At 44.3% G+C, this 25,815-nt stretch carries 27 protein-coding genes and 1 other RNA gene; 19 read left to right on the top strand and 9 right to left on the bottom strand.

What is annotated here, in order from left to right; genetic code table 11:
- Positions 1-94: 94 nt before the first annotated feature.
- From corA to EL144_RS11545, 7 genes are all read left to right on the top strand, one after another.
- Positions 95-1,042: a magnesium/cobalt transporter CorA gene (corA, locus tag EL144_RS05410; RefSeq protein WP_005704515.1), complete on the top strand. Its 948-nt coding sequence runs from the start codon at positions 95-97 to the stop codon at positions 1,040-1,042.
- Between the two features lie 14 nt (positions 1,043-1,056).
- Entirely contained in the window at positions 1,057-1,617 is a 561-nt protein-coding gene (locus EL144_RS05405; protein WP_005704516.1) for a YggT family protein, read from the top strand.
- A 9-nt stretch (positions 1,618-1,626) separates the two neighbouring features.
- Complete coding sequence (gene yggU / locus EL144_RS05400; protein WP_005704517.1) at positions 1,627-1,920, top strand: DUF167 family protein YggU; 294 nt, start codon at positions 1,627-1,629, stop codon at positions 1,918-1,920.
- A 176-nt stretch (positions 1,921-2,096) separates the two neighbouring features.
- Complete coding sequence (locus EL144_RS05390; RefSeq protein ID WP_005704520.1) at positions 2,097-2,756, top strand: NAD(P)H-dependent oxidoreductase; 660 nt, start codon at positions 2,097-2,099, stop codon at positions 2,754-2,756.
- 69 nt (positions 2,757-2,825) lie between these two features.
- Positions 2,826-4,799 carry an LTA synthase family protein gene (locus EL144_RS05385; RefSeq protein ID WP_005704521.1) on the top strand — a complete coding sequence of 658 codons (1,974 nt, stop codon included), beginning with the start codon at positions 2,826-2,828 and terminating at the stop codon, positions 4,797-4,799.
- Between the two features lie 205 nt (positions 4,800-5,004).
- Positions 5,005-5,913, top strand: a complete 909-nt coding sequence (locus EL144_RS05380; RefSeq protein ID WP_232010649.1) for an IS4 family transposase — start codon at positions 5,005-5,007, stop codon at positions 5,911-5,913.
- 64 nt (positions 5,914-5,977) lie between these two features.
- On the top strand, positions 5,978-6,154 hold the full coding sequence (locus EL144_RS11545; RefSeq protein WP_232010648.1) for a hypothetical protein: 177 nt from the start codon (positions 5,978-5,980) through the stop codon (positions 6,152-6,154).
- A 95-nt stretch (positions 6,155-6,249) separates the two neighbouring features.
- Here the strand turns inward: EL144_RS11545 and EL144_RS05375 are convergent, their stop codons facing one another.
- The 3 genes from EL144_RS05375 to rluD all read right to left on the bottom strand — a co-directional run bounded on the left by EL144_RS05375 (position 6,250) and on the right by rluD (position 8,750).
- On the bottom strand, positions 6,250-6,849 hold the full coding sequence (locus EL144_RS05375) for an NAD(P)H-dependent oxidoreductase (RefSeq protein WP_005704953.1): 600 nt from the start codon (positions 6,847-6,849) through the stop codon (positions 6,250-6,252).
- Between the two features lie 187 nt (positions 6,850-7,036).
- Positions 7,037-7,774 carry a peptidoglycan editing factor PgeF gene (gene pgeF / locus EL144_RS05370; RefSeq protein WP_005704954.1) on the bottom strand — a complete coding sequence of 246 codons (738 nt, stop codon included), beginning with the start codon at positions 7,772-7,774 and terminating at the stop codon, positions 7,037-7,039.
- Between the two features lies 1 nt (position 7,775).
- A complete protein-coding gene (rluD, locus tag EL144_RS05365; RefSeq protein ID WP_005704956.1) occupies positions 7,776-8,750 on the bottom strand; it encodes a 23S rRNA pseudouridine(1911/1915/1917) synthase RluD in 975 nt (324 codons plus the stop codon).
- 106 nt (positions 8,751-8,856) lie between these two features.
- Here rluD and EL144_RS05360 point away from each other — a divergent pair, with 106 nt between their 5' ends.
- Positions 8,857-9,651: an outer membrane protein assembly factor BamD gene (locus EL144_RS05360; protein WP_005704957.1), complete on the top strand. Its 795-nt coding sequence runs from the start codon at positions 8,857-8,859 to the stop codon at positions 9,649-9,651.
- A 40-nt stretch (positions 9,652-9,691) separates the two neighbouring features.
- On the opposite strand, the gene EL144_RS05355 is transcribed toward EL144_RS05360, so the two are convergent.
- From EL144_RS05355 to EL144_RS05345, 3 genes are all read right to left on the bottom strand, one after another.
- A complete protein-coding gene (locus EL144_RS05355) occupies positions 9,692-10,270 on the bottom strand; it encodes a 5-formyltetrahydrofolate cyclo-ligase (protein ID WP_005704958.1) in 579 nt (192 codons plus the stop codon).
- A gap of 15 nt (positions 10,271-10,285) precedes the next feature.
- Positions 10,286-10,469, bottom strand: a non-coding RNA gene (gene ssrS / locus EL144_RS05350) — 6S RNA.
- 91 nt (positions 10,470-10,560) lie between these two features.
- Positions 10,561-10,869 carry a cell division protein ZapA gene (locus EL144_RS05345; RefSeq protein WP_005701766.1) on the bottom strand — a complete coding sequence of 103 codons (309 nt, stop codon included), beginning with the start codon at positions 10,867-10,869 and terminating at the stop codon, positions 10,561-10,563.
- Positions 10,870-10,999: 130 nt separating this feature from the next.
- On the opposite strand from EL144_RS05345, the gene EL144_RS05340 reads away from it, so the two are divergent.
- From EL144_RS05340 to rplS, 8 genes are all read left to right on the top strand, one after another.
- On the top strand, positions 11,000-11,548 hold the full coding sequence (locus tag EL144_RS05340) for a YecA/YgfB family protein (RefSeq protein ID WP_005704959.1): 549 nt from the start codon (positions 11,000-11,002) through the stop codon (positions 11,546-11,548).
- Positions 11,549-11,560: 12 nt separating this feature from the next.
- Positions 11,561-12,862, top strand: a complete 1,302-nt coding sequence (pepP, locus tag EL144_RS05335) for a Xaa-Pro aminopeptidase (protein ID WP_032995420.1) — start codon at positions 11,561-11,563, stop codon at positions 12,860-12,862.
- Between the two features lie 14 nt (positions 12,863-12,876).
- Complete coding sequence (gene ubiH, locus EL144_RS05330) at positions 12,877-14,082, top strand: 2-octaprenyl-6-methoxyphenyl hydroxylase (protein ID WP_005704961.1); 1,206 nt, start codon at positions 12,877-12,879, stop codon at positions 14,080-14,082.
- Between the two features lies 1 nt (position 14,083).
- Positions 14,084-15,328 (top strand): FAD-dependent monooxygenase, encoded by a 1,245-nt coding sequence (locus EL144_RS05325; RefSeq protein WP_005704962.1) that lies wholly within the window; start codon positions 14,084-14,086, stop codon positions 15,326-15,328.
- A gap of 219 nt (positions 15,329-15,547) precedes the next feature.
- Positions 15,548-15,796 carry a 30S ribosomal protein S16 gene (rpsP, locus tag EL144_RS05320; RefSeq protein ID WP_005704963.1) on the top strand — a complete coding sequence of 83 codons (249 nt, stop codon included), beginning with the start codon at positions 15,548-15,550 and terminating at the stop codon, positions 15,794-15,796.
- Positions 15,797-15,820: 24 nt separating this feature from the next.
- A complete protein-coding gene (gene rimM, locus EL144_RS05315; protein WP_032995421.1) occupies positions 15,821-16,348 on the top strand; it encodes a ribosome maturation factor RimM in 528 nt (175 codons plus the stop codon).
- Between the two features lie 64 nt (positions 16,349-16,412).
- Positions 16,413-17,165, top strand: a complete 753-nt coding sequence (trmD, locus tag EL144_RS05310) for a tRNA (guanosine(37)-N1)-methyltransferase TrmD (protein WP_032995424.1) — start codon at positions 16,413-16,415, stop codon at positions 17,163-17,165.
- Positions 17,166-17,290: 125 nt separating this feature from the next.
- Entirely contained in the window at positions 17,291-17,641 is a 351-nt protein-coding gene (gene rplS / locus EL144_RS05305; RefSeq protein WP_005701755.1) for a 50S ribosomal protein L19, read from the top strand.
- 154 nt (positions 17,642-17,795) lie between these two features.
- Here the strand turns inward: rplS and mreD are convergent, their stop codons facing one another.
- From mreD to EL144_RS05290, 3 genes are all read right to left on the bottom strand, one after another.
- The gene (gene mreD / locus EL144_RS05300) at positions 17,796-18,287 is read right to left on the bottom strand and encodes a rod shape-determining protein MreD (protein WP_005701754.1); all 492 of its coding nucleotides are present in this window, start codon (positions 18,285-18,287) and stop codon (positions 17,796-17,798) included.
- Positions 18,287-19,348 (bottom strand): rod shape-determining protein MreC, encoded by a 1,062-nt coding sequence (gene mreC / locus EL144_RS05295; RefSeq protein WP_005704966.1) that lies wholly within the window; start codon positions 19,346-19,348, stop codon positions 18,287-18,289. The genes mreD and mreC overlap by 1 nt, the downstream gene beginning before the upstream one ends.
- A 64-nt stretch (positions 19,349-19,412) precedes the next feature.
- Entirely contained in the window at positions 19,413-20,468 is a 1,056-nt protein-coding gene (locus EL144_RS05290) for a rod shape-determining protein (RefSeq protein ID WP_005701752.1), read from the bottom strand.
- A gap of 258 nt (positions 20,469-20,726) precedes the next feature.
- Here EL144_RS05290 and rnr point away from each other — a divergent pair, with 258 nt between their 5' ends.
- From rnr to glpT, 3 genes are all read left to right on the top strand, one after another.
- Positions 20,727-23,138, top strand: coding sequence for a ribonuclease R (gene rnr / locus EL144_RS05285; protein ID WP_050332946.1), 2,412 nt, complete (start codon positions 20,727-20,729; stop codon positions 23,136-23,138).
- The gene (gene rlmB / locus EL144_RS05280) at positions 23,135-23,872 is read left to right on the top strand and encodes a 23S rRNA (guanosine(2251)-2'-O)-methyltransferase RlmB (RefSeq protein ID WP_005564538.1); all 738 of its coding nucleotides are present in this window, start codon (positions 23,135-23,137) and stop codon (positions 23,870-23,872) included. Before rnr ends, rlmB begins: the two co-directional genes overlap by 4 nt.
- A 332-nt stretch (positions 23,873-24,204) precedes the next feature.
- The gene (gene glpT, locus EL144_RS05275) at positions 24,205-25,647 is read left to right on the top strand and encodes a glycerol-3-phosphate transporter (protein WP_005704972.1); all 1,443 of its coding nucleotides are present in this window, start codon (positions 24,205-24,207) and stop codon (positions 25,645-25,647) included.
- The last annotated feature ends 168 nt before the right edge of the window (positions 25,648-25,815 follow it).

Here is a 25,815-nt window from a genome sequence, read left to right as displayed (position 1 = left end):
CGACCGCACTTTTGATCGCCAAACTTGGTAATGATTTATTCGTTTGATTGTTTGTTCATTGCGTTGTGCGTAGTCCAATCCGGAGTATGACAAAATGATAAATGCCTTTGCCCTTGAAGATGCTCGCTTAGTTCGTATCGACGAATCCACCGAGCCGTTAAACACCGCCATTTGGCTTGATTTAATTGAACCGACCGTAGAAGAACGGGAAACCTTGCAGGAAAGTTTGGGCCAAAGTTTGGCATCTTTCTTGGAGTTAGAAGACATCGAAGCATCCGCGCGTTTTTTTGAAGACGAAGACGGTTTGCACTTGCACTCTTTCTTTTATTGTGAAGATGAAAACGATTATGCGGATTTGGCCAGCGTGGCGTTTACCGTGCGTGACGGTCGTCTGTTCACTTTACGTGATCGTGAATTACCGGCGTTTCGTTTGTATCGTATGCGTTCCCGCAATCAGCGTTTAATTGAATGTAATTCCTATGAATTATTGTTGGATTTGTTTGAAACCAAAATCGAGCAGTTGGCGGATGTGATTGAAAACGTGTATGCGGATTTGGAAAAATTAAGCCGCGTGGTGTTAAACGGAACCCAAGGAGAAGCCTTTGATGAAGCCTTGGCAACCTTAACGGAACAAGAAGATACCAGTTCCAAAGTGCGTTTGTGTTTGATGGATACGCAACGCGCGCTCAGTTTCTTGGTACGTAAAACCCGTTTGCCGGCTAATCAGTTGGAACAAGCGCGTGAAATTTTACGAGACATTGAATCTTTGCAGCCGCATAATGAATCCTTGTTCCAAAAAGTGAACTTCTTGCTTCAAGCGGCCATGGGTTTTATTAATATTGAGCAGAACCGAATCATCAAAATTTTCTCCGTTGTGTCGGTAATTTTCCTACCGCCGACTTTGGTGGCCTCTAACTACGGTATGAACTTTGCCGATATGCCTGAACTTGGGTTAAAATTCGGTTATCCGATGGCGCTGGGGTTAATGGCGCTGGCGGCGTTTGCGCCGTACTGGTATTTCAAACGTAAAGGTTGGTTATAATTTAAGGAAACATAATGAATTCAATCCAATTTCTGATTTCTACCGCAATTAGCGTGTATAGCTTTATTTTAATTTTACGTGTGTGGTTTCAAGTGGCTAAAGTGGATTTTTACAATCCGTTATCGCAAGCCTTGGTGAAGGCGACACAGCCGGTGGTTAGCCCATTAAGTAAATTTGCCCCGACCATAAAAGGCATTAATACTGCCGCGTTATTGGCGTGTTTTATTTTAGGCGTAGTGAAATTCCCACTATTAAATTTCTTTGGTACGATTGGTGGCGCTTCCTTGTTTGAATACGCCGTTATAGGCGTGTTAAGCGTGCTGCATAGCATTGGTGAAGCAGTCTTTTACGTGTTGTTGGTGGGGGCAATTTTAAGTTGGTTTAACCGTGGTGCAGGGCAGGCACAATATATTTTGTATCAACTGAGTGAGCCCGTATTACGTCCTATCCGTAAAATTTTGCCAAACACCGGCATGATTGATTTCTCACCAATGGTTGTTGTTTTTGTGCTGTATTTACTCAATCGTGTGTTGTATGACATTTTCAATGGGCTTTGGGTTGCCGCAGCCTTTTAAGGAAACATCATGGCGGCAGTGGAACAAATTGGCGCGGATTTGCGCCTGAGAATTTTTTTACAACCGAAAGCCGCCAAAGATCATATTGTCGGTTTGCATGATGACGAATTAAAAATCAGCATTACCGCCCCGCCTATTGATGGGCAGGCCAACGCCCATCTTCTCAAATTTTTAAGTAAACTCTTCAAAGTGCCGAAAAGCAGCATTGTGTTAGAAAAAGGCGAACTTAATCGCCATAAACAGGTTCTAATTCCTAATCCTAAAATAATTCCGCCTCCAATTGAACCTTATTTGAAGCCGTAAGTGCGGTGACAAAATCCAACGGATTTTGAACGTTGGCTTTGCCAACAGCCCCATAGGAACGAACAAGCGAACTTGATTGGATTGTGCGTAATTTTCCAAACGTTTTTACTGGACAAAATAATAAATAAGCGGAAAATTTAGCCATTCATTTTTACATTGATTACAAGGAGAATTCAATGCACGTCACCAAACAACAAGTATTAGATGCCTTCCATTTTCGTTGTGCCACAAGGTATTACGACCCCACCCGTAAAATCAGCAAAGAAGATTTTGACTATATTTTAGAACTTGGTCGTCTATCACCAAGTTCCGTAGGTTCCGAACCTTGGCAATTTTTAGTTATTCAGAATCCTGAATTGCGCCAAGCCTTAAAACCCGTCAGCTGGGGCATGGCAACGCAGTTGGACAATGCTAGCCATGTAGTGGTGATTTTGGCCAATAAAAATATGCGTTACGATTCCGAGGATTTTCGTGCCAACCTTGTACGTCGCGGTTTAACGGAAGAACAAATTCAAACTAATATGGCGATTTATCAACGTTTCCAAACAGAACACATAAACGTTTTAGAAAACGACCGCACTTTATTTGATTGGGCAAGCAAACAAACCTATATCGCCCTTGCCAACATGATGACGGGGGCTGCCTTGATCGGCATTGATAGCTGCCCAATCGAAGGCTTTAATTATGCGGAAGTCAACCGTATTTTGGCGCAAACCGGTGCTTACGATGCCGAAAAATACGCAGTATCTGTGGCCGTAACATTTGGCTATCGCGCTAAGGATATTCGTCCGAAAGGCCGCAAGCCGCTTAATGAAATCGTTCATTGGATCGAATAATCTTTCATCAAATCCGCTCGTCACTTTAGTAGCCTAAAAGAGCGGATTTTTTACATTTTGGAGACTGAAATGTCACGACATTTATTTACGACAGGTAAACCTCGTTCGCTGCTGTTCCCGATTTTTTTCTTTTCTTTGATTAACCTTATTGTGTTCACCTTGTCCCGTCTTGGTCTGTCTTTATGGCAACTGAATCGCGTCAATGCGGTTGGCGGCTGGGGCCAGTTATTCTTGCAAGGCTTGCGCATGGATGTGGTATCCCTGTGTTATTTATTTGGTGTGCCGGCATTATTGACTGTATTGCTTTATCATCAAAACGCGTTAGGGCGCATTTGGCAGAGCATTTTACGCTTCTGGTTGACGGCTGGCAGTGTATTCATTTTGTTTATGGAACTGGCCACACCGGCGTTTATTGAAACCTATGATTATCGCCCGAATCGCCTGTTCATTGAATATTTGATTTACCCGAAAGAAGTGTTCTCCATGCTGATGGAAGGACATTTAAGTGCGGTCATTTTTAGCCTCGTTTTTACGTTTATTGCGGTGGTGGTGTATTGGAAACTGGCCGGTTGGGCGGTACGCAATATCACGCCAATGCGTTGGACGTGGCGCCCTGTGGTGGCGTTATTGGTGATTGCCTTGAGTTTTCTCGGTGCGCGTTCCAGTTTTCAACACCGGGGAATCAACCCGGCCATGGTGGCGTTTTCCTCTGATGCCATGGTGAACTCTTTGGTGCTGAATTCAGGCTATTCTGTGATTTATGCGGCACAACAGTTTAAAGACGAAGGTACCTCTTCCGAAGCCTACGGCAAAATGGATGTAGAAGAAATGCTCTCCATTGTAAAAAACAGCGGAAGCCGTCCGGCAGAGGCCTATGTTTCCAAGGAAATTCCAACCTTGACCCGTAACCAGGCCACCTACCAAGGCAAACCGAAAAATATCGTGATTATTTTGGAAGAAAGTTTTGGGGCACAATTTATCGGCACGCTAGGTGGTTTGCCACTGTCGCCGGAATTTGACAAGTTGGCACAGCAAGGCTGGTTGTTTGATAATTTATACGCCACCGGCACCCGTTCTGTACGCGGTATTGAAGCGGTTACCGCTGGTTTCACTCCAACGCCGGCACGTGCTGTGGTTAAACTCAACAACAGTCAACGCGGTTTCTTCACCTTGGCGCAATTATTAAGTCAACGGGGTTACGATACTTCCTTTATTTACGGTGGGGAAAAGCATTTCGATAACATGGCGGGCTTTTTCTACGGAAACGGCTTTAAGCGCATTATCGACCAAATGGACTATCAAAATCCGACCTTTACCGGTACTTGGGGCGTGAGCGACGAAGACTTGTTCACCAAAGCCAATGAGACTTTCACGCAATTACACAAAGAAGGCAAACCATTCTTCAGCTTGGTATTCAGCTCCAGCAACCATGATCCATTTGAGTTCCCGGACGGCAAAATCGAGCTGTACGAACAGCCTAAAGCCACTCGCAACAATGCGGCAAAATATGCGGATTATGCGATTGGACATTTCTTCAAATTGGCGAAGGCATCCAATTATTGGCAAGACACTATTTTCTTGGTGATTGCCGACCACGACTCCCGTGTTGCTGGCGCCAGCTTGATGCCGATTAAGCATTTCCACATTCCGGCATTGATTTTGGGTGAAGGCATCGAACCGCGTCGTGATAACCGTTTGGTTAGCCAATTTGATATGCCGACTACCTTGCTTTCCTTGGCAGGGATTAGTGGCGATTACCCGATGATCGGTTATGACCTCACCAAACCGAACGATCCAAACCGCGCCATTATGCAGTACGACCAAGTACAGGCACTTATGCGCGGCAATGATGTGGTGATTCAATTTCCGAAAGTGGGCGCCAAAACCTACCGCTACGACAAAGCCACTGAAACCTTAACGGAAGCGGAAGTGCCGCAAAGCATGGTCAAAGAAGCCTTAGCTCACGCGCTGTTGGGTAGCTATTTGTATAAGCACCGCTTATACACAACGCCGGAAATTAAACAGGCGGAAAGCAAGCGCTAATTTTGAAATGAAAAGTGCGGTTGAAATTCACGATGGATTTTAACCGCACTTTTTTCTCGGTTATGGTTTAGGTGTGTTTTTTGGGGCTGCGTGAATCATCTAATGTGTGTTTTTATGGTTATTAATCTGCACCCGTTGGGAAACCACAACTGTTCGAAACCTGAGAAAAAGGTAAAATCACCTTATTAACAGAGAGAGGTGAGCGATGAAACTCAGAGAAATCTTAAGCTATATTCCGAAAGAACAGTTAAGAATGTTTGCATTGGAATATCAAGTTGACCGTCAAGTGAAAAAATTAAGCGGTGAAGTGATGTTTTATTTACTGCTATTTTCATCATTAAATGTACGACATAACAGCTTAAGAACATTAGAGCAATTTTACAGTTCTCCGACCTTTACCGGATTATTTGATAAACCGATAAAGCATGCAAAATATAATTCGATTGGCGACCGATTAAGAACCATTAATGCGGATTATTTTAAAGCAATTTTCGAGTCAGTATTAAGTCGATATAGTGACAGTTATTTAAAACCGAAAGATAACATTATCGCTTTTGATTCCACAATCGTGACGCTTTCAAGTAAGTTATTAAAAACGGGAATGAAAGTGGGGAGCTATCAGGGAGTAAACGGAATCAAGTTCAGTGTGGCGTTTTCGAGCGTACCGGTAAAATCAAAACTGTTTACGCAACGGGTTTATTCCTCGGAAGATGTTGCGCTCAAAGAGCTGATTGTAGAATGTCCGTTGAGCCGGGACAATATCTTATTGTTTGATATGGGAATTCAGTCAAGAAATACGTTTGATGAATTTACCGATAAACATTTTACCTTTGTGACCCGGATTCGTGAGATAGCGCGTTATCGGGTCATGAGTGAAAATCCGGTAGAAATCCGGGAGACGGCAAGTATGGTTATACAATCGGATTATAATGTCAGATTATTTAATAAGGAAAATAAAGAAACCCGACATATTTTTCGATTAATTATCGCGAGATTAAAAGAGAAGGATGAAGAGATTTACTTTCTGACAAACCATGCGGATTATTCGGCAACGGAAATAGCTGAGTTATATAAGAGACGTTGGGAAATCGAAGTTTTTTTTCAAATTTATTAAGCAACATTTAGACTTCAGCCATTTACTTTCACGTAATGAAAATGGCATGAAAGTGGAGATGTATATGACGTTAATTACGGCGATTTTATTAATTGTTTATAAGAAAGAGAACGGTTTATCCGGTTATAAGATGGCGAAGTTAAAATTAGCCATTGAAATTGAAAGTCTTTTAATTAAAGAGATAGTTTTAATTTGTGGCGGAGACCCAAGCGGGGTTGACCGTCTTTGGGTTCCAAGTTAAGGTTTCGAACAGCTGTGGTTAGGAGACGCGCGCCATCAACAGGATGGTTCAAGTGTCCATGCTTAGTTCAAAAAGCACCAGCGTGGACGCTGGCACTATTGGAGGTAAAATTTTGAGAGGTATAGCTTGTCGCTTAGCTTGTCTAAAAATGACTGACGCGCTTGGGCGGTGGATTTATCCATGCCACCAAAGTTGATCCAACGACCACTGCCCACACCTATGCCTTTTAGCGTATGGCCGATCATTGTTTTACCAATGACATTGCCACAGAAGAATTTTAGATACCACGTCGGTGCGGTGGAAGTGGTGATAACCACTGCTTCGCGAATTTGCGTCAGACACCCTTTTATGCCTGTTGGTGTAGGGTTATAAGCAAGCGTTTTCAGAAATACTTTGTCTTCAAAACCTTTAACAATGGCAGGCATATCCGCCCACCAAATCGGAAAAATGAATATCAAGCGGTCGGTTTTTTTGAGAATTTCCTGATAGTGCAGTACCAGTGGGTCGAGGGCTTTACCTTGATTAAATAGGGCGAGTTCTTCTTTAGTGTAGGCGGGGTTGAAGCCGTCGGCGTAGAGATCAATGAGTTTGTATGCTTCGCCTTTGCTTTCCAGTAACTCGCGTACGCGTTGCAATATGGCGTGGTTGAAACTCTGTTCGTAAGGATGGGCGTAGATGATAGTGGTAAAGGACATAGTTGCTCTCCTGTCGAATTTTTGGATATGGATTTTCCCTCTTTTGACATTTGACTCAGGGGATAAAATCCTTCATATTTCTGTTTAACCTCTCTGATAGCGCGCATTTCCTAGTGTGTGCAGTGATGAATTTATTGATATAAAAGGCATGCGTTGGAAAACGTGCACCACCTTGATGCCTGATCTGTTAATCCTCAATCCAAATCACTGACGCCATTCTTCCAGTGGCATTATCTCTTCGATAAGAAAAGAAGTTCTCCGTTTCAAGATAAGTGCAGTGTTCGCCGCCACTGATTTGGGTAATACCGAGAGCGTTGAGACGTTGCATAGCGATTTGGTAAAGGTTGCCGAGGAATTTGTCTTTCGCTTTCGGATCTGCGATAAAGGCGGATGTGGCTTGGGGATCTTGGGCAACAAATTGATCGATAACGTCTTGCCCCACTTGGAATGCCGTTGGGCCAATAGCCGGTCCGAACCACGCTAAGATGTCTTCATGCGGGCATTCAAATTTAGCGACGGTTTGTTCCAATACGCCATCGCATAATCCACGCCAACCGGCATGGGCAGCGGCCACTTCCGTGCCTTGTTTATTAGTGAATAACACGGGCAGACAATCGGCAGTCATCACCAAACACACTTGATTTGGTTGGTTGGTGTAAACCGCATCGGCATTGATATCTTCTCCGTCATAAGGCAGGGTTAATACGCGCGTGCTATGAGTTTGCTTTAAGAACAACGGCATTTGCGGCAAATGGAATTTCTCCACCAATAAAGTGCGGTTGATTTTCACGGCGTTTTTATCATCCCCTACATGATCACCCAAATTAAAACTGTCATAAGGCGCAAGGCTCACACCGCCATGGCGCAGGGTAGTGAATGCCTGAATCTGTTGAGGTGCGTTCCAGTTCGGTTTGATGGCTTGCATATTAATAATCCAATTCGTCTTTGTGTAACACGTAATCCGCTTTCAGCGCGGTGATTAATGCCACAAAATCTTCCGGTAACGGCGCGTACCATTCCATCATTTCACCACTGATCGGGTGTTGTAAACGTAACATTATAGCGTGCAACGCCTGACGCTTGAAATTTCGCAGGACGTTCATCAACTCCTCGCTTGCATTTTTCGGTGGGCGGGGACGGCCGCCGTAGGTTTGATCGCCTAATAACGGGTGGGCAAGATGCGCCATATGTACACGGATTTGGTGGGTACGTCCGGTTTCTAAACGTAAACGTAGGCGGGTGTAATCGCGGAAGCGTTCCATAATACGATAGTGGGTGACGGCAGGTTTACCCATAGGATGTACCGCCATGTGCGTGCGTTTGGTAGGGTGGCGTGCCATAGGCTCATCTACGGTACCGCCTTTGGTCATAATGCCGCAGGCAACGGCTTCATATTCGCGGGTGATTTTGCGTTTTTGCAGATCACGTACTAACTGGGTTTGCGCGGGAATGGTTTTGGCGACGACCATTAAGCCCGTGGTGTCTTTATCTAAGCGATGTACAATGCCAGCGCGCGGCACTTCGGCAATTTGCGGGTAATGATAAAGCAGAGCGTTGAGCACCGTACCTTTGGGGTTGCCTGCGCCGGGGTGAACCACCAGATCTTTCGGTTTGTTAATGACGAGAATATCATCATCTTCATAAACGATATTTAACGGAATATTTTCCGGCTCGAAACGGGTTTCATCTTCAATTTCTACGGTAATCTCGATGTGTTCATCGCCGTAAACTTTGGTACGCGGCACATTTTGCACGACCCCATTGACCAGCACTAAATCGTCCTCGATCCAAGTCTTCAAACGGGAGCGGGAGTAGTCGGGGAACAATTCCGCCAAGGTTTGGTCTAAGCGTTGCCCCATTTGTTGTGGTTGCACGGTTGCCGAGAGAGTAATTTGTGCCATAAATAAAAAATCCGTTAATCAAGTTTGCTTATTTAGCAATGTTCTATACAATATCGGGCAATTGTAACTCATTTCTCATTTTTCGTAAAAATAAGGATTCTATTCAATGCGTAAACTTAAATCCTTTGCATTGCTTACCGCTATGGCGTTGGCGGTGACCGCATGTTCCGGTTCAAAGCAAGATGTAGAACAAGCGCCGGAGCAAACCTTATACAGTATCGGGCAAAACTATTTGCAAGAAGGGGATTATAGTCAAGCAATCCGTTATTTAACGGCAGTAAACAATCGTTTCCCGGGTAGCTCTTATAGTGAACAGGTGCAATTAAATTTGATTTATGCTTACTATAAATCACAAGATTACACCGAAACGTTAGTTACCGTTGACCGCTTTATTCAACGTTTTCCTAACAGCCGCCATTTAGATTATGCCTTGTATATGGCGGGGTTAACCAATTCCGCGTTGGGTGATAATTTCTTCCAAGATTTCTTCGGTGTGGATCGTGCAACCCGTGAGAATACGTCCATTAAAACCGCATTTGCCAATTTCCAAACCTTGGTGCAACACTTCCCGAATAGCCCTTACACGCCTGATGCGTTGGCACGTATGGCATATATTAAAGCTAGCCTTGCGCGTCATGAACTAGATATTGCGAAGTTTTATTTCAAACGGGATGCTTACGTGGCGACAGCCAACCGCGTGGTTTCTATGTTGAAGCTGTATCCGGACACACAAGCCACATTAGATGCGTTGCCGTTAATGAAAGAATCTTATGAAAGAATGAATTTAAAACAGTTGGCGGATCAAACAGCGCAAATCATTGCCGCCAATGAAGGCAAAAAATTTGATGAGCCGGAAAAACCAAAAGAGCCGGAACTCAAAGCCCCTAGCGCAACGCAATAACCGAACAAAAAAACCTCCGACAAGTCGGAGGTTTTATTTTTTAGCCCACAAAGATTCGCTCTAACGGCATATCCCAGCTTTCAACGGGTAAAGCATCCACCTGCTGACATTGATGCGCTAAACCTACTGGAATGAAACGTTGCTGTTGCCAATGTTGCAACGTACGATCGTAAAATCCCCCTCCCATGCCTAGACGGTTTCCCTGCTTATCAAAGGCGACCAACGGCGTGAAGATCACATCCAATTGCTCAAGCGGAAGCACATTTTGTACATTTAAGTGCGGTTCAAAAATCCCGTATTTATTTTGTTTCATAGGCGTGTCGGGCAAATAACGCAAAAATAGCAAATGCCCTTTACGAAATGGGTGCAACACCGGTAAATAAACGTTTTTGCCCTGTTGCCATAATTGTTCAATGAGCGGTTGTGTAGCAATTTCGCCATCCACGGCAAGATACAGGGCAATATTGCGCGCTTGATGTTGTTTAATGAACGAAAGGGCTTGTTGGGTAATGCGTTGGGCGGCTTGTTGTTGCTGAAGTGCGGTCAAATTTTGGCGCGTTTTTCGAATGTGTTGGCGAAGTTGCTGACGCAGTTCAGCGGTTGAGGGCAGTGTTTGCATAGATATTGTATCGGAGAGGAACCCGAGGTGCCGTTGTAGGTGGTCGGTCCTTGAACCCTACGGTTCAAGGGAATTGGTTGAAATCATTTTTAGGCTTCTTAGTCGAGCTAAGCCTGCACACCAATGACAGGAAACCAATTCATAAAATTAAAAGTATCGGCTCAGGGACGTAACCCACTGGCGAACACCTCAGGAAATTCTTTTATTTAATACTACTCGAAATTACACTTAATGACTAGCAATAATTCATTTTGTCACATTACTTTTAGTTATCCGAAATGCCTATAAAATCAATAGGAATTGAGCTTTTGACCGGTGATATTTTCAAGTGAATGATCGAGTGGTCGGAGGATTTTATTTTTCAAGACATCTTCAATTAAATGCGTTTTTTGTTGCTCTTGCATCAACTCAAAACTTAAATTTAAGGCAACGATGGAAAGCACTTTGTCAACTTGCAAAATTCCGGTACGTTCTTTCATTTCTGACACGCGTTGATCTAATTCGCGGGCGGCATTACGCAATGCTTCGTGTTGTTCTTCCGGACAATTTAAGCGTAACAACTGTCCCAATACGGATAATTCAATACTTTTAGATGACATTTTTTGCCCCAAACTCGTTAATTAAAACTGTGCGCATTATGCCATAGGCGGGAAAACTTGCCAATTTCTAAACTGGTTGCCTACCGTGAAGAGTGATAAACTAAGGGCAATTTCAACAAGGATAATTTCAATGACAACAATTTCTTATCAAAATCTGAATCAACAACTCCAACAAGCCGGCATCCCGCTTTCTGCTGCTGAATTACACGGTTTTTTAAGCGGCTTAATTTGCGGTGGGATTCAAGATCAAAGTTGGCAACCGTTGCTTTATCAATTCACGAATGATAACCACGCCTATCCAACCACACTTTTAACGCAAATTACCGACATTTATCAGCAAACCCGCCGAGATTTGGCTGATAACGAAAGTTTTGATTTCGAACTTTGCCTGCTGGAAACGGATAATGTGTTTGAATTGGCGGATGGCTTGGCGGAATGGTCGAACCACTTTTTGCTCGGTTTAGGATTGGCACAACCGCATTTGGATAAAGAAAAAGGCGACATTGGTGAAGCGGTGGACGATTTACATGACATTTGCCAGTTAGGATACGAAGAAGATGATGATCCGGAGGAACTGGCACAAGCGGTGGAAGAGATCGTGGAATATGTGCGTACCATCGCCACCTTGTTTTTTACCCATTTCACCAAACAAGAAGACAAACAACCGACGTTACATTAATAAGGACACAATATGGATCTCGCATACATGGCGGCGTTACCTAAGGAAGAATTTGCTCAACGCCGTGCCAAGGTTTTTGAACAAATGCAGGACGATTCCCTGTTTTTAGTATTTTCCGATATTGAACGCCGCCGCAATGACGGCTGTGATTATCCTTTCCGTCAAGACAGCTATTTCTGGTATTTAACCGGTTTTAATGAGCCGAATTCGGCATTGTTATTGCGTAAACAGCAGGGTGAACAGCAGGCGATCATTTTTGTACGCCTGTCCGATAAATTACTGGAAATTTGGAATGGACGCCGTCTTGGCGTGGACAATGCACCGCAAACCTTGTTGGTGGATGCCGCTTACGCCATCGACGAGTTTGTACCGCAGTTTAAAAATTTAGCGCAAAAACAGACCGTACTTTATTATGCACCGAAGCAACAGCCTTGGGGCGATGCCTTCCTGGAACAAAGTGCGGTGGATTTTTTGAGTGTTTTTAATTGGAAGCCGATGCTCGGTGAAATGCGCCTGTTCAAATCGGAAAATGAAATTGCGCTGATGCAACAAGCGGGGCAAATCAGCGCGCTTGCACACATTAAGGCCATGCAACAAACCCGCCCGAACCGTTTGGAATATGAGGTGGAAAACGATATTCTGCATGAATTTAATCGCTTCGGCGCGCGTTATCCTTCCTATAACAGCATTATTGCCGGTGGTGAAAACGCCTGTATTTTGCATTATTCGGAAAATGATATGCCGTTGCGCGACGGCGATTTGGTGCTTATTGATGCGGGCTGCGAATTTGCCATGTATGCAGGCGATATTACCCGTACTTTTCCAGTGAATGGCAAATTTAGCGAGGCGCAAAAAGCGATCTATGAGATTGTGCTACAAGCGCAAAAACGTGCCATTGAATTGTTGGTACCAGGCAGTTCCATTGCGAAAGCGAACGAAGAAGTCATTCGTATTAAAACCGAAGGTTTAGTGCGTTTAGGCATTCTGAAAGGCGACGTAGATGAATTAATCGAACAAAAAGCGTATCGTGAATTTTATATGCACGGTTTAGGGCATTGGCTTGGCTTGGATGTACATGATGTGGGCGAATATGGTGAAAATCGTAACCGCACTTTGGAGCCGGGCATGGTGATCACCGTAGAGCCGGGATTGTATTTATCTAAAGGCGCTGATATTCCGGAGCAATACAAAGGCATTGGCATTCGTATTGAAGACGATTTGTTGATCACTGACTACGGCAACAAAAATCTCACCTCTGCGGTGCCGAAAGAAATTGCCGACATTGAAAAATTAATGGCGGATGCGCAGGCTTAAGGAAGGAAGAGGCGATGAAGTATGATGTGGTGATTGTTGGCGGGGCGATGTCCGGTGCAACTTTAGCATTGGCGTTGGCATCACTGACGCGAGGTCGAATGCACATTGCGGTGATTGAAAAACAGCCACTACAGTCTCCGTCACAAAACGGACAAAAAAACGGTTTTGATGCCCGTCATATCGCCTTATCTGCCGGTAGTTGTCGTCATTTCAGCCATATTCAATTACCGTCCCAACATTCTCTGTGGGATTACATTCAACCTATTACCACGCCTATTAAGCAGATTCACATTTCCGACAAAGGCCATAGCGGCATCGTAGAATTTAACGCGTCGGAATTCCACCTTGAACAGTTGGGCGCCACGATTGCTTTAAATCAAGTGGGGCAATATCTACTCAATGCCATTGGACAATATGCCAACATTGACTATTTTGCGCCACATTCCGTACAGCAGATTGAACGTTGTGCGGAGCAGGTTGAGATCACCTTGGATAACCATCAAAAATTAAGTACGAAATTAGTTGTTGGTGCAGACGGAAGTCGTTCGGCGGTGGCAAGTGCGGTCAATATTTCACAAGAAATTTTGCATGACTATGGTCAAACCGCCATTATTGCCAATGTGGAAACGCAACAACCTCATCACCATCGCGCTTTTGAACGTTTTACTGCCGAAGGCCCCATTGCATTGTTGCCGATTGGCGATAATTTGATGTCATTGGTATGGTGCGTCCGTGATCCGGAGCCTTTATTGGCACTCGATGACAAGGCATTTTTAAATGCCGTACAACGTACGTTTGGATGGCGCTTAGGTAAATTTACCCGTTGTAGCCGCCGTTTTAGTTATCCGCTGAGTTTATCGCGCGCTTCGCAACACATTCAGGAGCGTGTTGCCTTGGTGGGCAATGCCGCGCAGACGCTTCATCCGGTGGCGGGACAAGGGTTTAATTTGGGTATTCGCGATATTATGCAGTTGGCCAATATGCTAAGTGGCGCCTTTATAGCGGAACAAGACCTGGGGGCCTATTCGGTTTTGCAAGCCTATGAACAACATCGTCAACAGGATCAGCGTCAAATGATTCATTTCACTGATAATCTATTATCAATTTTTGCCAATAACTTATTGCCGTTACAAATTGCGCGTAATTTGGGGTTAATGGCGCTTGCTCAATCTTCTTGGTTACGTCAGGCCTTTGCAAAACCGACGCTAGGGTGGATTTAATATGAAAACATTTGATGTGGTGATTATTGGCGGTGGCATGACAGGCTTGGCGCTTGCTGCCGCGTTGCAATCAAGCGGGTTAAGTATCGCAATTATTGAGTCTAATCCGCCAAAAGGGTTTTCCCTTGAGCAATTCAGCCCGCGTGTCAGTGCGTTAAATCTTGCCAGCAGCCAATGGTTGGAGGAATTGGGCGCATGGCAACGTATCGCACAACAACGGGTTGCGCCTTATGATGCTATGTATGTGTGGGAACGGGATAGTTTCGCCAAAATTGAATTCAATACACAGGGTTTAGGTGTACCACAACTGGGACATATCGTAGAAAACGAGTTAATTCGTCAGGCGTTATGGGAACGGGTGGCACAACAAAAAACACATGAAATTTTACTCAGAACCGAATCCGGTTCGGTTGTTCGCTCCGTTAGCCGCGCTGACGTTCAAAATCCGGTGGATTTTGTGACTGCACTTCCGCGCAGTTTAGGCGTCACTGATCGTAATGCTATTCTGACCTTGGAAGATGGACAAATGTTGTCGGCAAAATTAGTGGTGGGCGCAGATGGTGCGAATTCTTGGGTACGCAAGCAAGCGGATATTCCGCTGACGTTTCGTGATTATGGGCATTCTGCGTTGGTGTGTCATGTGCAAACGGAGCAACCGCACACGCATTGCGCGCGCCAAGTGTTTAGCTCGGATGGTGTGTTGGCATTTCTGCCTTTGGCTCAGGAGCATTATTGTTCTATCGTATGGTCTTTGCCACCGGAACAGGCGGATTATTTGCTACATTGTGAGACATCCGAATTTAATAAAAAACTCACTGTCGCTTTCGATCATAAATTGGGTTTGTGTCAGCTACAAAGTAAGCGCTACACGTTTAAATTAACCGCTCGCTATGCCCGTAACTTCGCGCAAAATCGGATAGCATTAATTGGCGATGCCGCCCATACCATTCATCCATTGGCGGGGCTTGGCGTAAATTTAGGTTTTCAAGATGCGAAAATGTTGGCGCAAGCTATTTTAGCCAATGAACAATTAGGCGTGGATTTTGGCGAATACCGTTATTTACGCCATTATGAGCGTAACCGAAAGGTTGAAGCGGCCAAGATGTTGCTTGTTATGCAAGGCTTAAAAGACTTATTTAGCGGCGATCATCCGCTGAAAAAATGGGTTCGCGGTTTAGGGTTGAGTGCGACCGATAAAATGGGATTGGTAAAAGAGCAGTTGATTAAGCAAGCATTGGGTCTGTAAAAACGTCATAAAAAATGACCGCACTTTATCGCCGATTTGCTTTAAAAATTCCTTTCTAATAAAGCCCGAACATGGATTTCATCTTGCTTTTTACAGGGAAAAGAGTACAATCCACAGGCTTTTTGTCTATATATACAGAGAAAAAAGTAAGTTTAACTCTCATTTAACTTTCGATATTTGAGGGTTTTCTTTTTGTAATCAAATTATTAGAGGAAGGTTATGGTAACCATTCGTTTATCTCGTGGCGGAGCTAAAAAACGCCCATTTTACCAAATCGTAGTTGCTGACAGCCGTTCACCACGTGACGGTCGTTTCATTGAGCGTATTGGTTTCTTCAATCCAATCGCACAAGGCAATGCAGAACGTGTTCGTATCAATTTAGACCGTGTTAACCACTGGGTTAGCCAAGGTGCTTCATTGTCCGATCGCGTTGCGAGTTTAGTAAAAGAAGCGCAAAAAGCCGCGTAATTTTACTTTTTTGAGGTGATGAATATGCAACAACAAAGAATCGAAACTGTCGGCAAATTAGGTTCGACTTATGGTATTCGTGGTTGGTTACGTATTTACTCATCCACAGAACAAGCTGAAAGTATCTTTGATTATCAACCTTGGTTTTTAAAAATCAAAGGGCAGTGGCAGCAGACCGAACTGGAAAACTGGCGTCATCATAATCACGAACTGATCGTTAAATTAAAAGGCGTGGATGATCGTGAAGCAGCGCAAGTCCTGGGCAATGTGGAAATCGGTGTCGATTTATCGGTATTTCCACAACTGGAAGAAGAGGATTACTACTGGCACGATTTAATCGGTTGTGCGGTGGTGAATTTGGAAGGTTATGCCATGGGAACCGTAACCGAAATGATGGAAACCGGTTCCAATGATGTATTGGTGGTAAAAGCCAACGTAAAAGATGCTTTCGGAAAACAAGAGCGGTTAATTCCGTTTTTGTATGAACAAGTAGTTAAAAGAGTCGATCTCGCCACTAAGACAATTACAGTGGATTGGGACGCTGGTTTCTAATCTCAGGTATGCCGTAGCGCTTTGCGGTAACATTAACATAAGGCTCAAAAGTTAAGGCTAAATTATGTGGATTGGGGTAATAAGTCTGTTCCCTGAAATGTTTAAAGCAATTACGGAATACGGGGTAACCGGCAGGGCTGTTAAGCAAAGTCTGTTGCAAGTGCAGTGCTGGAATCCAAGAGATTTCACACACGATAAGCACAAAACCGTGGATGACCGTCCTTATGGCGGAGGCCCGGGAATGCTGATGATGGTGCAACCGTTAAAGGATGCTATTGATTCGGCGAAGGCTGCGGCAGGCGAAGGTGCAAAAGTGATTTATCTCTCGCCACAAGGTCGTAAACTCGATCAGCAAGGCGTAGAGCAATTAGCGCAGAATCAGAAATTGATTTTGTTATGCGGCCGATATGAAGGCATTGACGAGCGTTTGATTGAAACGGTTGTTGATGAAGAATGGTCGGTAGGTGATTATGTCCTCACCGGCGGTGAATTACCGGCAATGACGTTAATTGACGCAGTTGCCCGTTTTATCCCCGGAGTGCTTGGTAAACAAGCTTCCGCAGAGGAAGATTCGTTTGCTGACGGGTTACTGGATTGCCCGCATTATACGCGCCCTGAAGTGCTTGACGGATTAACCGTGCCACCCGTGCTGATGTCGGGACACCATGAGGAAATTCGCAAATGGCGGTTAAAACAATCGTTATTGAGAACATGGTTACGACGCCCTGAGCTACTGGAAGGCCTAGCTCTGACTGACGAACAACGTAAGCTGTTAAAACAGGCGCAAGCCGAATATCGGCAGTCTTTTGCAAAATAGTTTAATCAAGATACAAGTGGCAAACTGAAGGCAGTACATCTAGTACGACGAAGCGTAGTCACGCGGTAAATTGATTAAAATATGAAGCAAGATATCAGTTAATTCTAGGATTAAGGATTATTAAAATGTCTAACATCATTAAACAACTTGAACAAGAACAATTAAAACAAAACGTACCTAGCTTCCGTCCGGGCGACACATTAGAAGTTAAAGTATGGGTTGTTGAAGGTAGCAAACGTCGTTTGCAAGCGTTCGAAGGCGTGGTTATTGCAATTCGTAACCGTGGCTTGCATTCCGCATTTACTGTGCGCAAAATCTCCAACGGTGTTGGCGTTGAGCGTGTATTCCAAACCCACTCTCCGGTTGTAGAGAGCATCGTAGTGAAACGTAAAGGTGCTGTACGTAAAGCAAAACTTTACTACTTACGCGCGCTTTCCGGTAAAGCGGCTCGTATTAAAGAGCGTTTGGGTGAATAATTTCGCAAACCAAAAGAAAAGGCTTGGGTTTCCAAGCCTTTTTTGTTTGTAAATAAAAGCTACCTTAAGGAGCGTGATTAGGAAAGTCTGATTGGGGATAAAGTGCGGTCAAAAAATTAATTGGATTTCAAAAAATGCTAAGCCGGGACAGGGCTTATTCGCCTAAATTCAATTGACGGCGGACTTTTCTCAGCAATAAGAAAACCCAAGGCCATAACACACCGCTAGCCAGTGAACCAAAGATTTCCTGCCAGTTAAAAGTAGCACTATGAAGCAGAAATTCGATGAAGAAGATACTTAAGCGAATGGCAAAGACGAAAGCGACAATCAATAAACTTTGCATCCATAAAGACATATTACGCAAAATTAAGTGGCCGGCAGTGATTAAGTAAGCAAACATGGACATCACTAGGGCGTGTACACCAAGCGTGGAGCCGAGTACCATATCCCAAATAATACCGATAATAAATGCCCAACCAATACTAACTTTATGGGGAATGGATAATGCCCAGTAAGTAAAAACCAGTACGATCCATGCCGGTTTGAAACTTTGGAATCCCACTGGCCAAGGGGCAATTTCCATAACCAAGGCGATAATAAAAATAGAGCTAAGAACTAAGCATTGAAAGATAAAACGACCTTGCATTAGTCTTCCTCTTTATGTTGTTCATTAGACATGACGGGCGCCGGTACATTTATCTCACCGGACGTGTCTGCTGGCGGATCTTGTGGTGTATCATCTGTTGGCGGAGGATTGTTATTATCATTGTCTTCCGGTACCACAGTCTTTTTCACTTTATTGGCTTCATTTCCTTGATTATCAAGGCGTTGTTTTACTGTTTTGCGCACATCTTCCGGTGTGAGGGATTTCACTTTACGCATATCTTCATTGGTTGGCCATAATAAGAGCACATAACGTAATTTATCAATAGATGCCAATGGCTTGGCGGTGACGGTGGCAAAATAATTCTGACCATCTCGAGAAACAGATTCTACGATGGCAACAGGGTAACCTTCTAAAAAACGCCCTCCTAGCCCGGAAGTGACCAGCAAGTCACCTTTGATGATGTCCACAGAACGAGGCACGTTATCTAACGTCAATTCATCACTGTGTCCTGTTCCATTGGCAATTAAACGTACATCGTTGCGTAATACCTGTACTGGAATGGCATGGGTAACATCGGTAATTAATAGAATGCGGCTGGTATTTTCACCTACGGAAATAATTTGTCCTACTACACCTTTTTCATCAATTACAGGCTGACCGACATAAGCGCCGTCTTTTTGACCTTGGTTAATGACCACTTGTTGACGATAAACATCTGTTTCTGCAGTGAGAATTTCGGCAATTTTTTTATATTCATCAATGCGCAATGGTGAATTTAGTAAAAGACGTAGGCGTTGATTTTCAACTTTAAGTTGATCTAATAACAACAAATCTGCATTTTTTTCCCGTAATTGTTCTTTTAATACCTTATTTTCGATTTGCAGTTTGTTAGTGTCCACCAAGTTATCAGAAACCTCATCAAGTACGGTACGAGGTGTGTTGGCAAGATAATAAAGGCTCCCCACCGCAGTTTCTAGAAAACCGCGGGTTTGGATCATTGTGTTGGTCTGACCGTCAGATAGGATTAAACCGATGGATGCGATGATTGCAAGAAAGAGTTTTAATCCTAGAGGGGGGGGGGTACCAAAAATAGGTTTCATTATCGACAATTCCAACGAAATAAAAGTGCGGTAAAAATTGACCGCACTTTTATATTTAGCTTAATTAGATTTCATCGCTGAAAATATCACCGCCGTGCATATCGATCATGTCGAGAGCTTCACCGCCCCCACGAGCCACGCAGATTAACGGATCTTCCGCAACAATGGCCGGTACGCCGGATTCTTTCGTTAATAGTACGTCAATATTACGTAATAATGCACCACCGCCGGTTAATACCATACCGCGCTCGAAAATATCAGCGGCGTGTTCAGGTTGACATTCTTCTAATGCGGTGCGAACAGCCGCGACAATGCCGCTTAATGGCTGTTGGATGGCTTCTAAGATATCACGGGAGGTTAAGGTGATAGAACGTGGCGCACCTTCCGCAATATTAGAACCGTGAATTTCCATTTCTTTGATTTCATCGCCTTCTTGAATGTAGGCGATACCGATTTCTTGTTTAATACGTTCGGCAGTCGGTTCACCGATAATGGAACCAAAGTTTTTACGTACATAAGACACGATGGCTTCATCGAAACTGTCACCACCGATGCGTACGGAAGAAGAATACACAATGCCGTTTAAGGAAATCACCGCGACTTCTGTCGTACCACCACCGATGTCGATAACCATGGAACCTATGGCGGTGGAAACCGGTAATCTCGCACCGATTGCCGCGGCCATCGGTTCTTCAATTAAATACACTTCGCGAGCGCCAGCACCGATTGCAGATTCTTTAATAGCACGACGTTCCACTTGGGTGGCTCCGGCAGGAACGCAAATTAATACGCGCGGGCTAGGGCGCATGAAGTTACCACTGTGTACTTGTTTGATGAAATATTGCAACATTTTTTCGGTAACGAAGAAGTCGGCGATAACACCGTCTTTCATTGGACGAATAGCCTCAATGCTTTTCGGTGTACGCCCTAACATTTGTTTAGCCTCTTTACCTACGGCAGCAATGCTTTTGAGGGAGCCGCTGCGATCGCGACGAATAGCCACAACGGAAGGTTCATCAAGTACAATGCCTTGGCCTTTTACATAAATTAGCGTGTTTGCCGTACCAAGGTCGATGGAAAGATCATTAGAAAATAAACCGCGAATTTTTTTAAATAACATAGGAATTCCGTTAAACTGAATTGAAAAAAGAATGCTCACTTTTGAGCGTCAAAAAATTGTGCTAAATGTACCAAAAAATGAGAGGTTATAACAGAAAATTTTGCCTGAATACGGCAAAAAATCTGCTTGGTAAGGTTGAAATAATATTGAATCTGCAGATTTTTACCTTTGATATACATGAGTTGCTACATCATTTCCCTTGCTTTAGTCAAAACAGGGTGTAAACTGACCGCACTTTAATGTTAATGATCAAAAAATATGGCGAGAAAAACTCGAAAATCCCCCCCAAAAGATCCGAATTACGCAAAAGAATTAGCGAAATATGACAATCCGATTCCAAGTCGTGAATTTATTTTGCAGATTATCCGTGAGCAAAATTCTCCTATGAGTAGAGAGGAAATTTTTGCTGCCTTGGGCATTTCCGAAGGAGAACAACAAGAAGCCATGCGTCGTCGTTTACGCGCCATGGAAAACGACGGGCAGTTGGTGTTCACCAAACGCAAATGCTATGCCCTACCGGAAAAGCTAGATTTGCTTAAAGGCATGGTGATTGGGCATCGAGAAGGTTTTGGTTTTTTACACGTTGAAGGAAAAAAAGAAGACTTTTTTATTCCCAACGTACAAATGCAAAAAGTCATGCACGGCGATTATGTGTTGGCACAACCAAATGGCTTTGACCGCAAAGGTCGTCCGGAAGTGCGTATTGTGCGCGTATTGGAAGCCAATAAAAAACAAATTGTCGGCCACTTTTTCTTCGAACAAGGCATCGGTTATGTGGTGCCGGACGACAGTCGTATTACTCGCGATATTTTAATCCCTGATAACGCTCGTCTTGGTGCTCGCATGGGGCAAGTTGTTGTGGTGGAACTCCATCCGCGCACAGCGCCGTTCTTCCAGCCTATCGGCAAAATCACCGAAGTGCTCGGTGACAATATGGCTAAAGGCATGGAAGTAGAAATTGCCATTCGCAAGCATGACATTCCTCATGTATTCCCAAGTGCGGTGGAAAAACAACTTAAAAAATGGGCTGAAGACGTGCCTGAAGAGGCTAAGCGTGGCCGTGTAGATTTGCGTGACTTGCCCTTAGTGACCATTGACGGCGAAGATGCATGTGATTTTGACGATGCGGTATTTTGCCAAAAACAAAAACAAGGCAAAAGTTGGAAGCTTTGGGTGGCTATTGCTGATGTAAGCTATTACGTTCGACCGAAAAGCGTATTGAACACGGAGGCCTATAATCGAGGCAATTCCGTCTATTTCCCAAATCGCGTCGTGCCGATGTTACCGGAGAAACTCTCCAACGGCTTATGCTCGTTAAATCCACAAGTGGATCGCCTATGCATGGTGTGTGAAATCACGCTCTCTGATAAAGGCAAAATGACAGATTACCAATTTTACGAAGCGGTGATGAATTCCCATGCCCGTTTAACTTATAACAAAGTGGCAAAAATACTGGAAAAAGACACCGCACTTTGTGAACGTTACGCCTCGTTAGTGCCTCATTTGCAAGATCTGCACGATATGTATCAGACGTTGGTGAAAGCCCGCCAACAGCGCGGCGCCATCGAATTTGAAACCATTGAAAGCAAATTTATTTTCAATGCTTTAGGTCGCATTGAGCGGATTGAGCCGGTCGTGCGTAACGATGCCCATAAAATCATTGAAGAATGTATGATTTTGGCAAATATTGCGTCTGCTAACTTCATGGAGAAACATCAAGAACCGGCGCTATACCGCATTCATGCCGTACCAAGTGAAGAAAAACTCACGGCATTTCGCAGTTTCTTGGCGGAATGTGGCTTGAGTCTATCCGGTGGGAATAAACCGACACCGACGGATTATGCGCAGCTACTTGAACAGATTAAACCACGCCCGGATCACGAATTGATTCAAACCATGTTGCTACGTTCTATGAGTCAAGCGATTTATAGCGCCGACAACATCGGGCACTTCGGTTTGGCGCTAGAAGAATATGCCCATTTCACCTCGCCGATTCGTCGTTATCCCGATTTGACGTTACATCGTGGCATCAAATATTTATTGGCGAAACAAAAGGGCTCTAAACGTAAAACTACCGACACCGGTGGGTATCATTATCAACTTGATGAAATGGATGTCTTTGGCGCGCATTGCTCTTCGACGGAGCGCCGTGCCGATGATGCCACCCGTGAAGTCGCCGATTGGCTAAAATGCGAATACATGCAAGACCATGTGGGTGAAGAATTTGAAGGCGTCATTTCTTCCGTCACCGGTTTCGGCTTTTTTGTCCGTTTAAATGATTTGTTTATTGATGGATTAGTGCATATTTCCGGTTTGGCTAATGATTACTACTTATTCGATATGCCGAAACAACGCCTTATCGGCGAAAACAGCGGCATGATTTTCCGTATCGGTGATGCCGTGAAAGTACGGGTGGACGCGGTGAATCTGGAACAAAAACAAATTGATTTTGCCCTGATTGACAGTGAACGTAAACCAAGACGCAGTGGCAAAACGGCGAGAACCAAAGCGAAGAAAGCCGAAACCGAAGCCTCTAAAAAGTCACCGAAAAAGCAACCCGTTGAAAAGAAAAAAACGAAACCACAGAAAAGTGCGGTCAAAAATAATGGCGTTTCTAAAACGAACCCGCAAGCCGCAGCTAAGAATAAGAAGGCGAAGAACAAAGCATGAGTGAAACCATTTATGGTATCCACGCCGTTAAGGCGTTTGTGACCCATTATCCGGAGCGTTTAATTGAAGTCTGGGTGCTAAAAGGGCGCGATGATCAACGTTTGCAACCGTTAATTAATGAAATTCAGCGGTTGGGGATTTCCGTTCAATTTTTAAACCGTCAAACTTTGGATAAAAAAGCCGAAGGCGAAGTGCATCAAGGCATTATTGCGCGCGTGCATTCCTTACCGGAATTAAACGAGCATGATTTGGATCGTTTGCTGGAACAGCAAAAAGCACCTTTATTGTTGGTATTGGACGGCGTGACGGATCCGCATAACTTGGGTGCCTGTCTGCGTACTGCCGATGCAGCGGGCGTGAATGCGGTGATTGTGCCGAAAGATAAATCGGCGCAATTGAATTCCACCGCGCGTAAAGTGGCGTGCGGTGCGGCGGAAAATGTGCCGCTTATTCGTGTGACCAACCTTGCCCGCACCTTGCGTGAATTGCAGAAACGGCATAATGTGTGGGTTGTCGGCACCGCGGGCGAAACTACGGAAACTCTGTATCAAACCAAACTGACCGGCGCATTAGCCCTGGTGATGGGCGCGGAAGGCGAGGGAATGCGTCGTTTAACCCGCGAACACTGCGACCAATTAATCAGCATTCCAATGATGGGTTCCGTTTCTTCTCTCAATGTTTCCGTTGCCACCGGCGTATGTTTATTTGAAATCGTGCGGCAGCGCTTAAAATAATGCCATCCAGCATGAATAAGACGGAAACCTTTTCGTCTTATCGTTTCATATTCTCCTCAAAAAACACCTTGAAAAACAACCGCACTTTTTCTTTGCCAAAAAACTAAAACTAATTATTTATTCCCATATTCCCCTACATTTTATGCGCAAAAAGGAATATTTCTTTTGGGTTTTTGCGCTTTATCATTTCGCATACAATCAAATGACAGGTATTTTTGTGATACTTCTCACAAAATCCCATAAATATTCTTTTCTGTTTTTGGATTTCTTTTATTATTCCATCGTGCTCTTCATAAAAGACAATTTGACTTAATGAACATTTGGAGAATTTTATGTTTGGTCCATTTAAACCGGCTCCACACATTGCGGAGTTGCCGGCAGACAAAATTGATTCCACCTATAAACGTCTTCGTTGGCAGGTATTTGCCGGGATCTTTTTTGGCTACGCTGCTTATTATTTTGTGCGTGCAAACTTTGACTTGGCGCAACCGGGCTTAATTCAAGCCGGTTTATACACAAAAGCTGAGTTAGGTGTTATCGGTTCTGCGGCAGGTTTAGCCTATGGTTTATCAAAATTCGTGATGGCGGGGATGTCAGACCGTTCTAACCCGCGTGTATTCTTACCGTTCGGTTTATTACTCTCCGGTTTATGTATGACCTTAATGGGCGTGTTCCCATGGGCAACTTCCGGCATCGCCATTATGTGGGTGATGATCTTCTTAAACGGTTGGTTCCAAGGAATGGGCTGGCCTCCATGTGGTCGTACCATGGTGCACTGGTGGTCTAAATCCGAACGAGGCACTATCGTGTCCATTTGGAATACTGCGCACAACATCGGCGGTATGATGCCGGGTGCGATGGTGTTATTGGCAAGTGCGATTTTCTTCAGTACACACGGTGTGGAAGCGCAAGCCAAAGACGTATGGCAACAATCCTTATACTATCCTGGTATTGCTGCCATGATCTGTGCAATTCCGGTGTATTTCATTATGCGTGATACCCCACAATCTTGTGGTTTACCCTCCATCGAAAAATGGCGCAACGACTACCCGGATGACTATAACGAAAAAACTTACGAAAATGACTTAACCGCAAAAGAAATCTTCGTAACTTATGTATTGAAAAACAAATTGTTATGGTACATCGCCATTGCGAACGTGTTCGTTTACTTAATCCGCTACGGCGTATTGAAATGGTCTCCGGTTTACTTGAGTGAAGTCAAACACTTCAACATCAAAGGTACCGCATGGGCATACACCATTTATGAATTGGCGGCCGTTCCGGGTACATTACTTTGCGGTTGGGTATCTGACCATGTATTCAAAGGTAAACGTGGCTTAACCGGTTTCATCTTCATGATTTTAACCACCGCAGCGGTAGCCGCATACTGGATGAACCCTGCAACACCGGAAGCTGAGCTTGCAAACTACAGCGCATGGTATGAAAACCCATACCAATTAACCGACTTTATTTTGATGACCTTAATCGGTTTCTTAATCTACGGCCCCGTAATGCTAATCGGCTTGCACGCCCTTGAACTTGCACCGAAAAAAGCGGCAGGTACCGCAGCAGGGTTCACCGGTTTATTCGGTTACTTAGGCGGTACCGTGTCTGCATCAGCAGTTATCGGTTGGGCAGCCCAACACTACGGCTGGGACGGCGGTTTTTACGTGATGATCGGCGGTGGTATCTTAGCGGTTATCTTACTCTTCATCGTGATGATTGAAGAAGGCAAACACAAAGCGAAATTAGGCGATACCTACGGTACTAAATAATTAGCAAAATAAGGCGACAGGCAAAAATGATTGGTCGCCTTTTTTGTAACTAAAATTCAACTACAGGAGTTTTAAACCTACCAAATTAACTTGCCTTCCCCTGCTTGCGGGGGAAGGTGGTGCCAAGCGACGTAAGGGGGCCACATCCCCTTCGGCACTTCCCTCCGT

This window comes from Aggregatibacter aphrophilus ATCC 33389 (genome assembly GCF_900636915.1).
GTDB classification, from domain to species: domain Bacteria; phylum Pseudomonadota; class Gammaproteobacteria; order Enterobacterales; family Pasteurellaceae; genus Aggregatibacter; species Aggregatibacter aphrophilus.
This window is presented reverse-complemented; position numbering and strand designations above follow the sequence as displayed.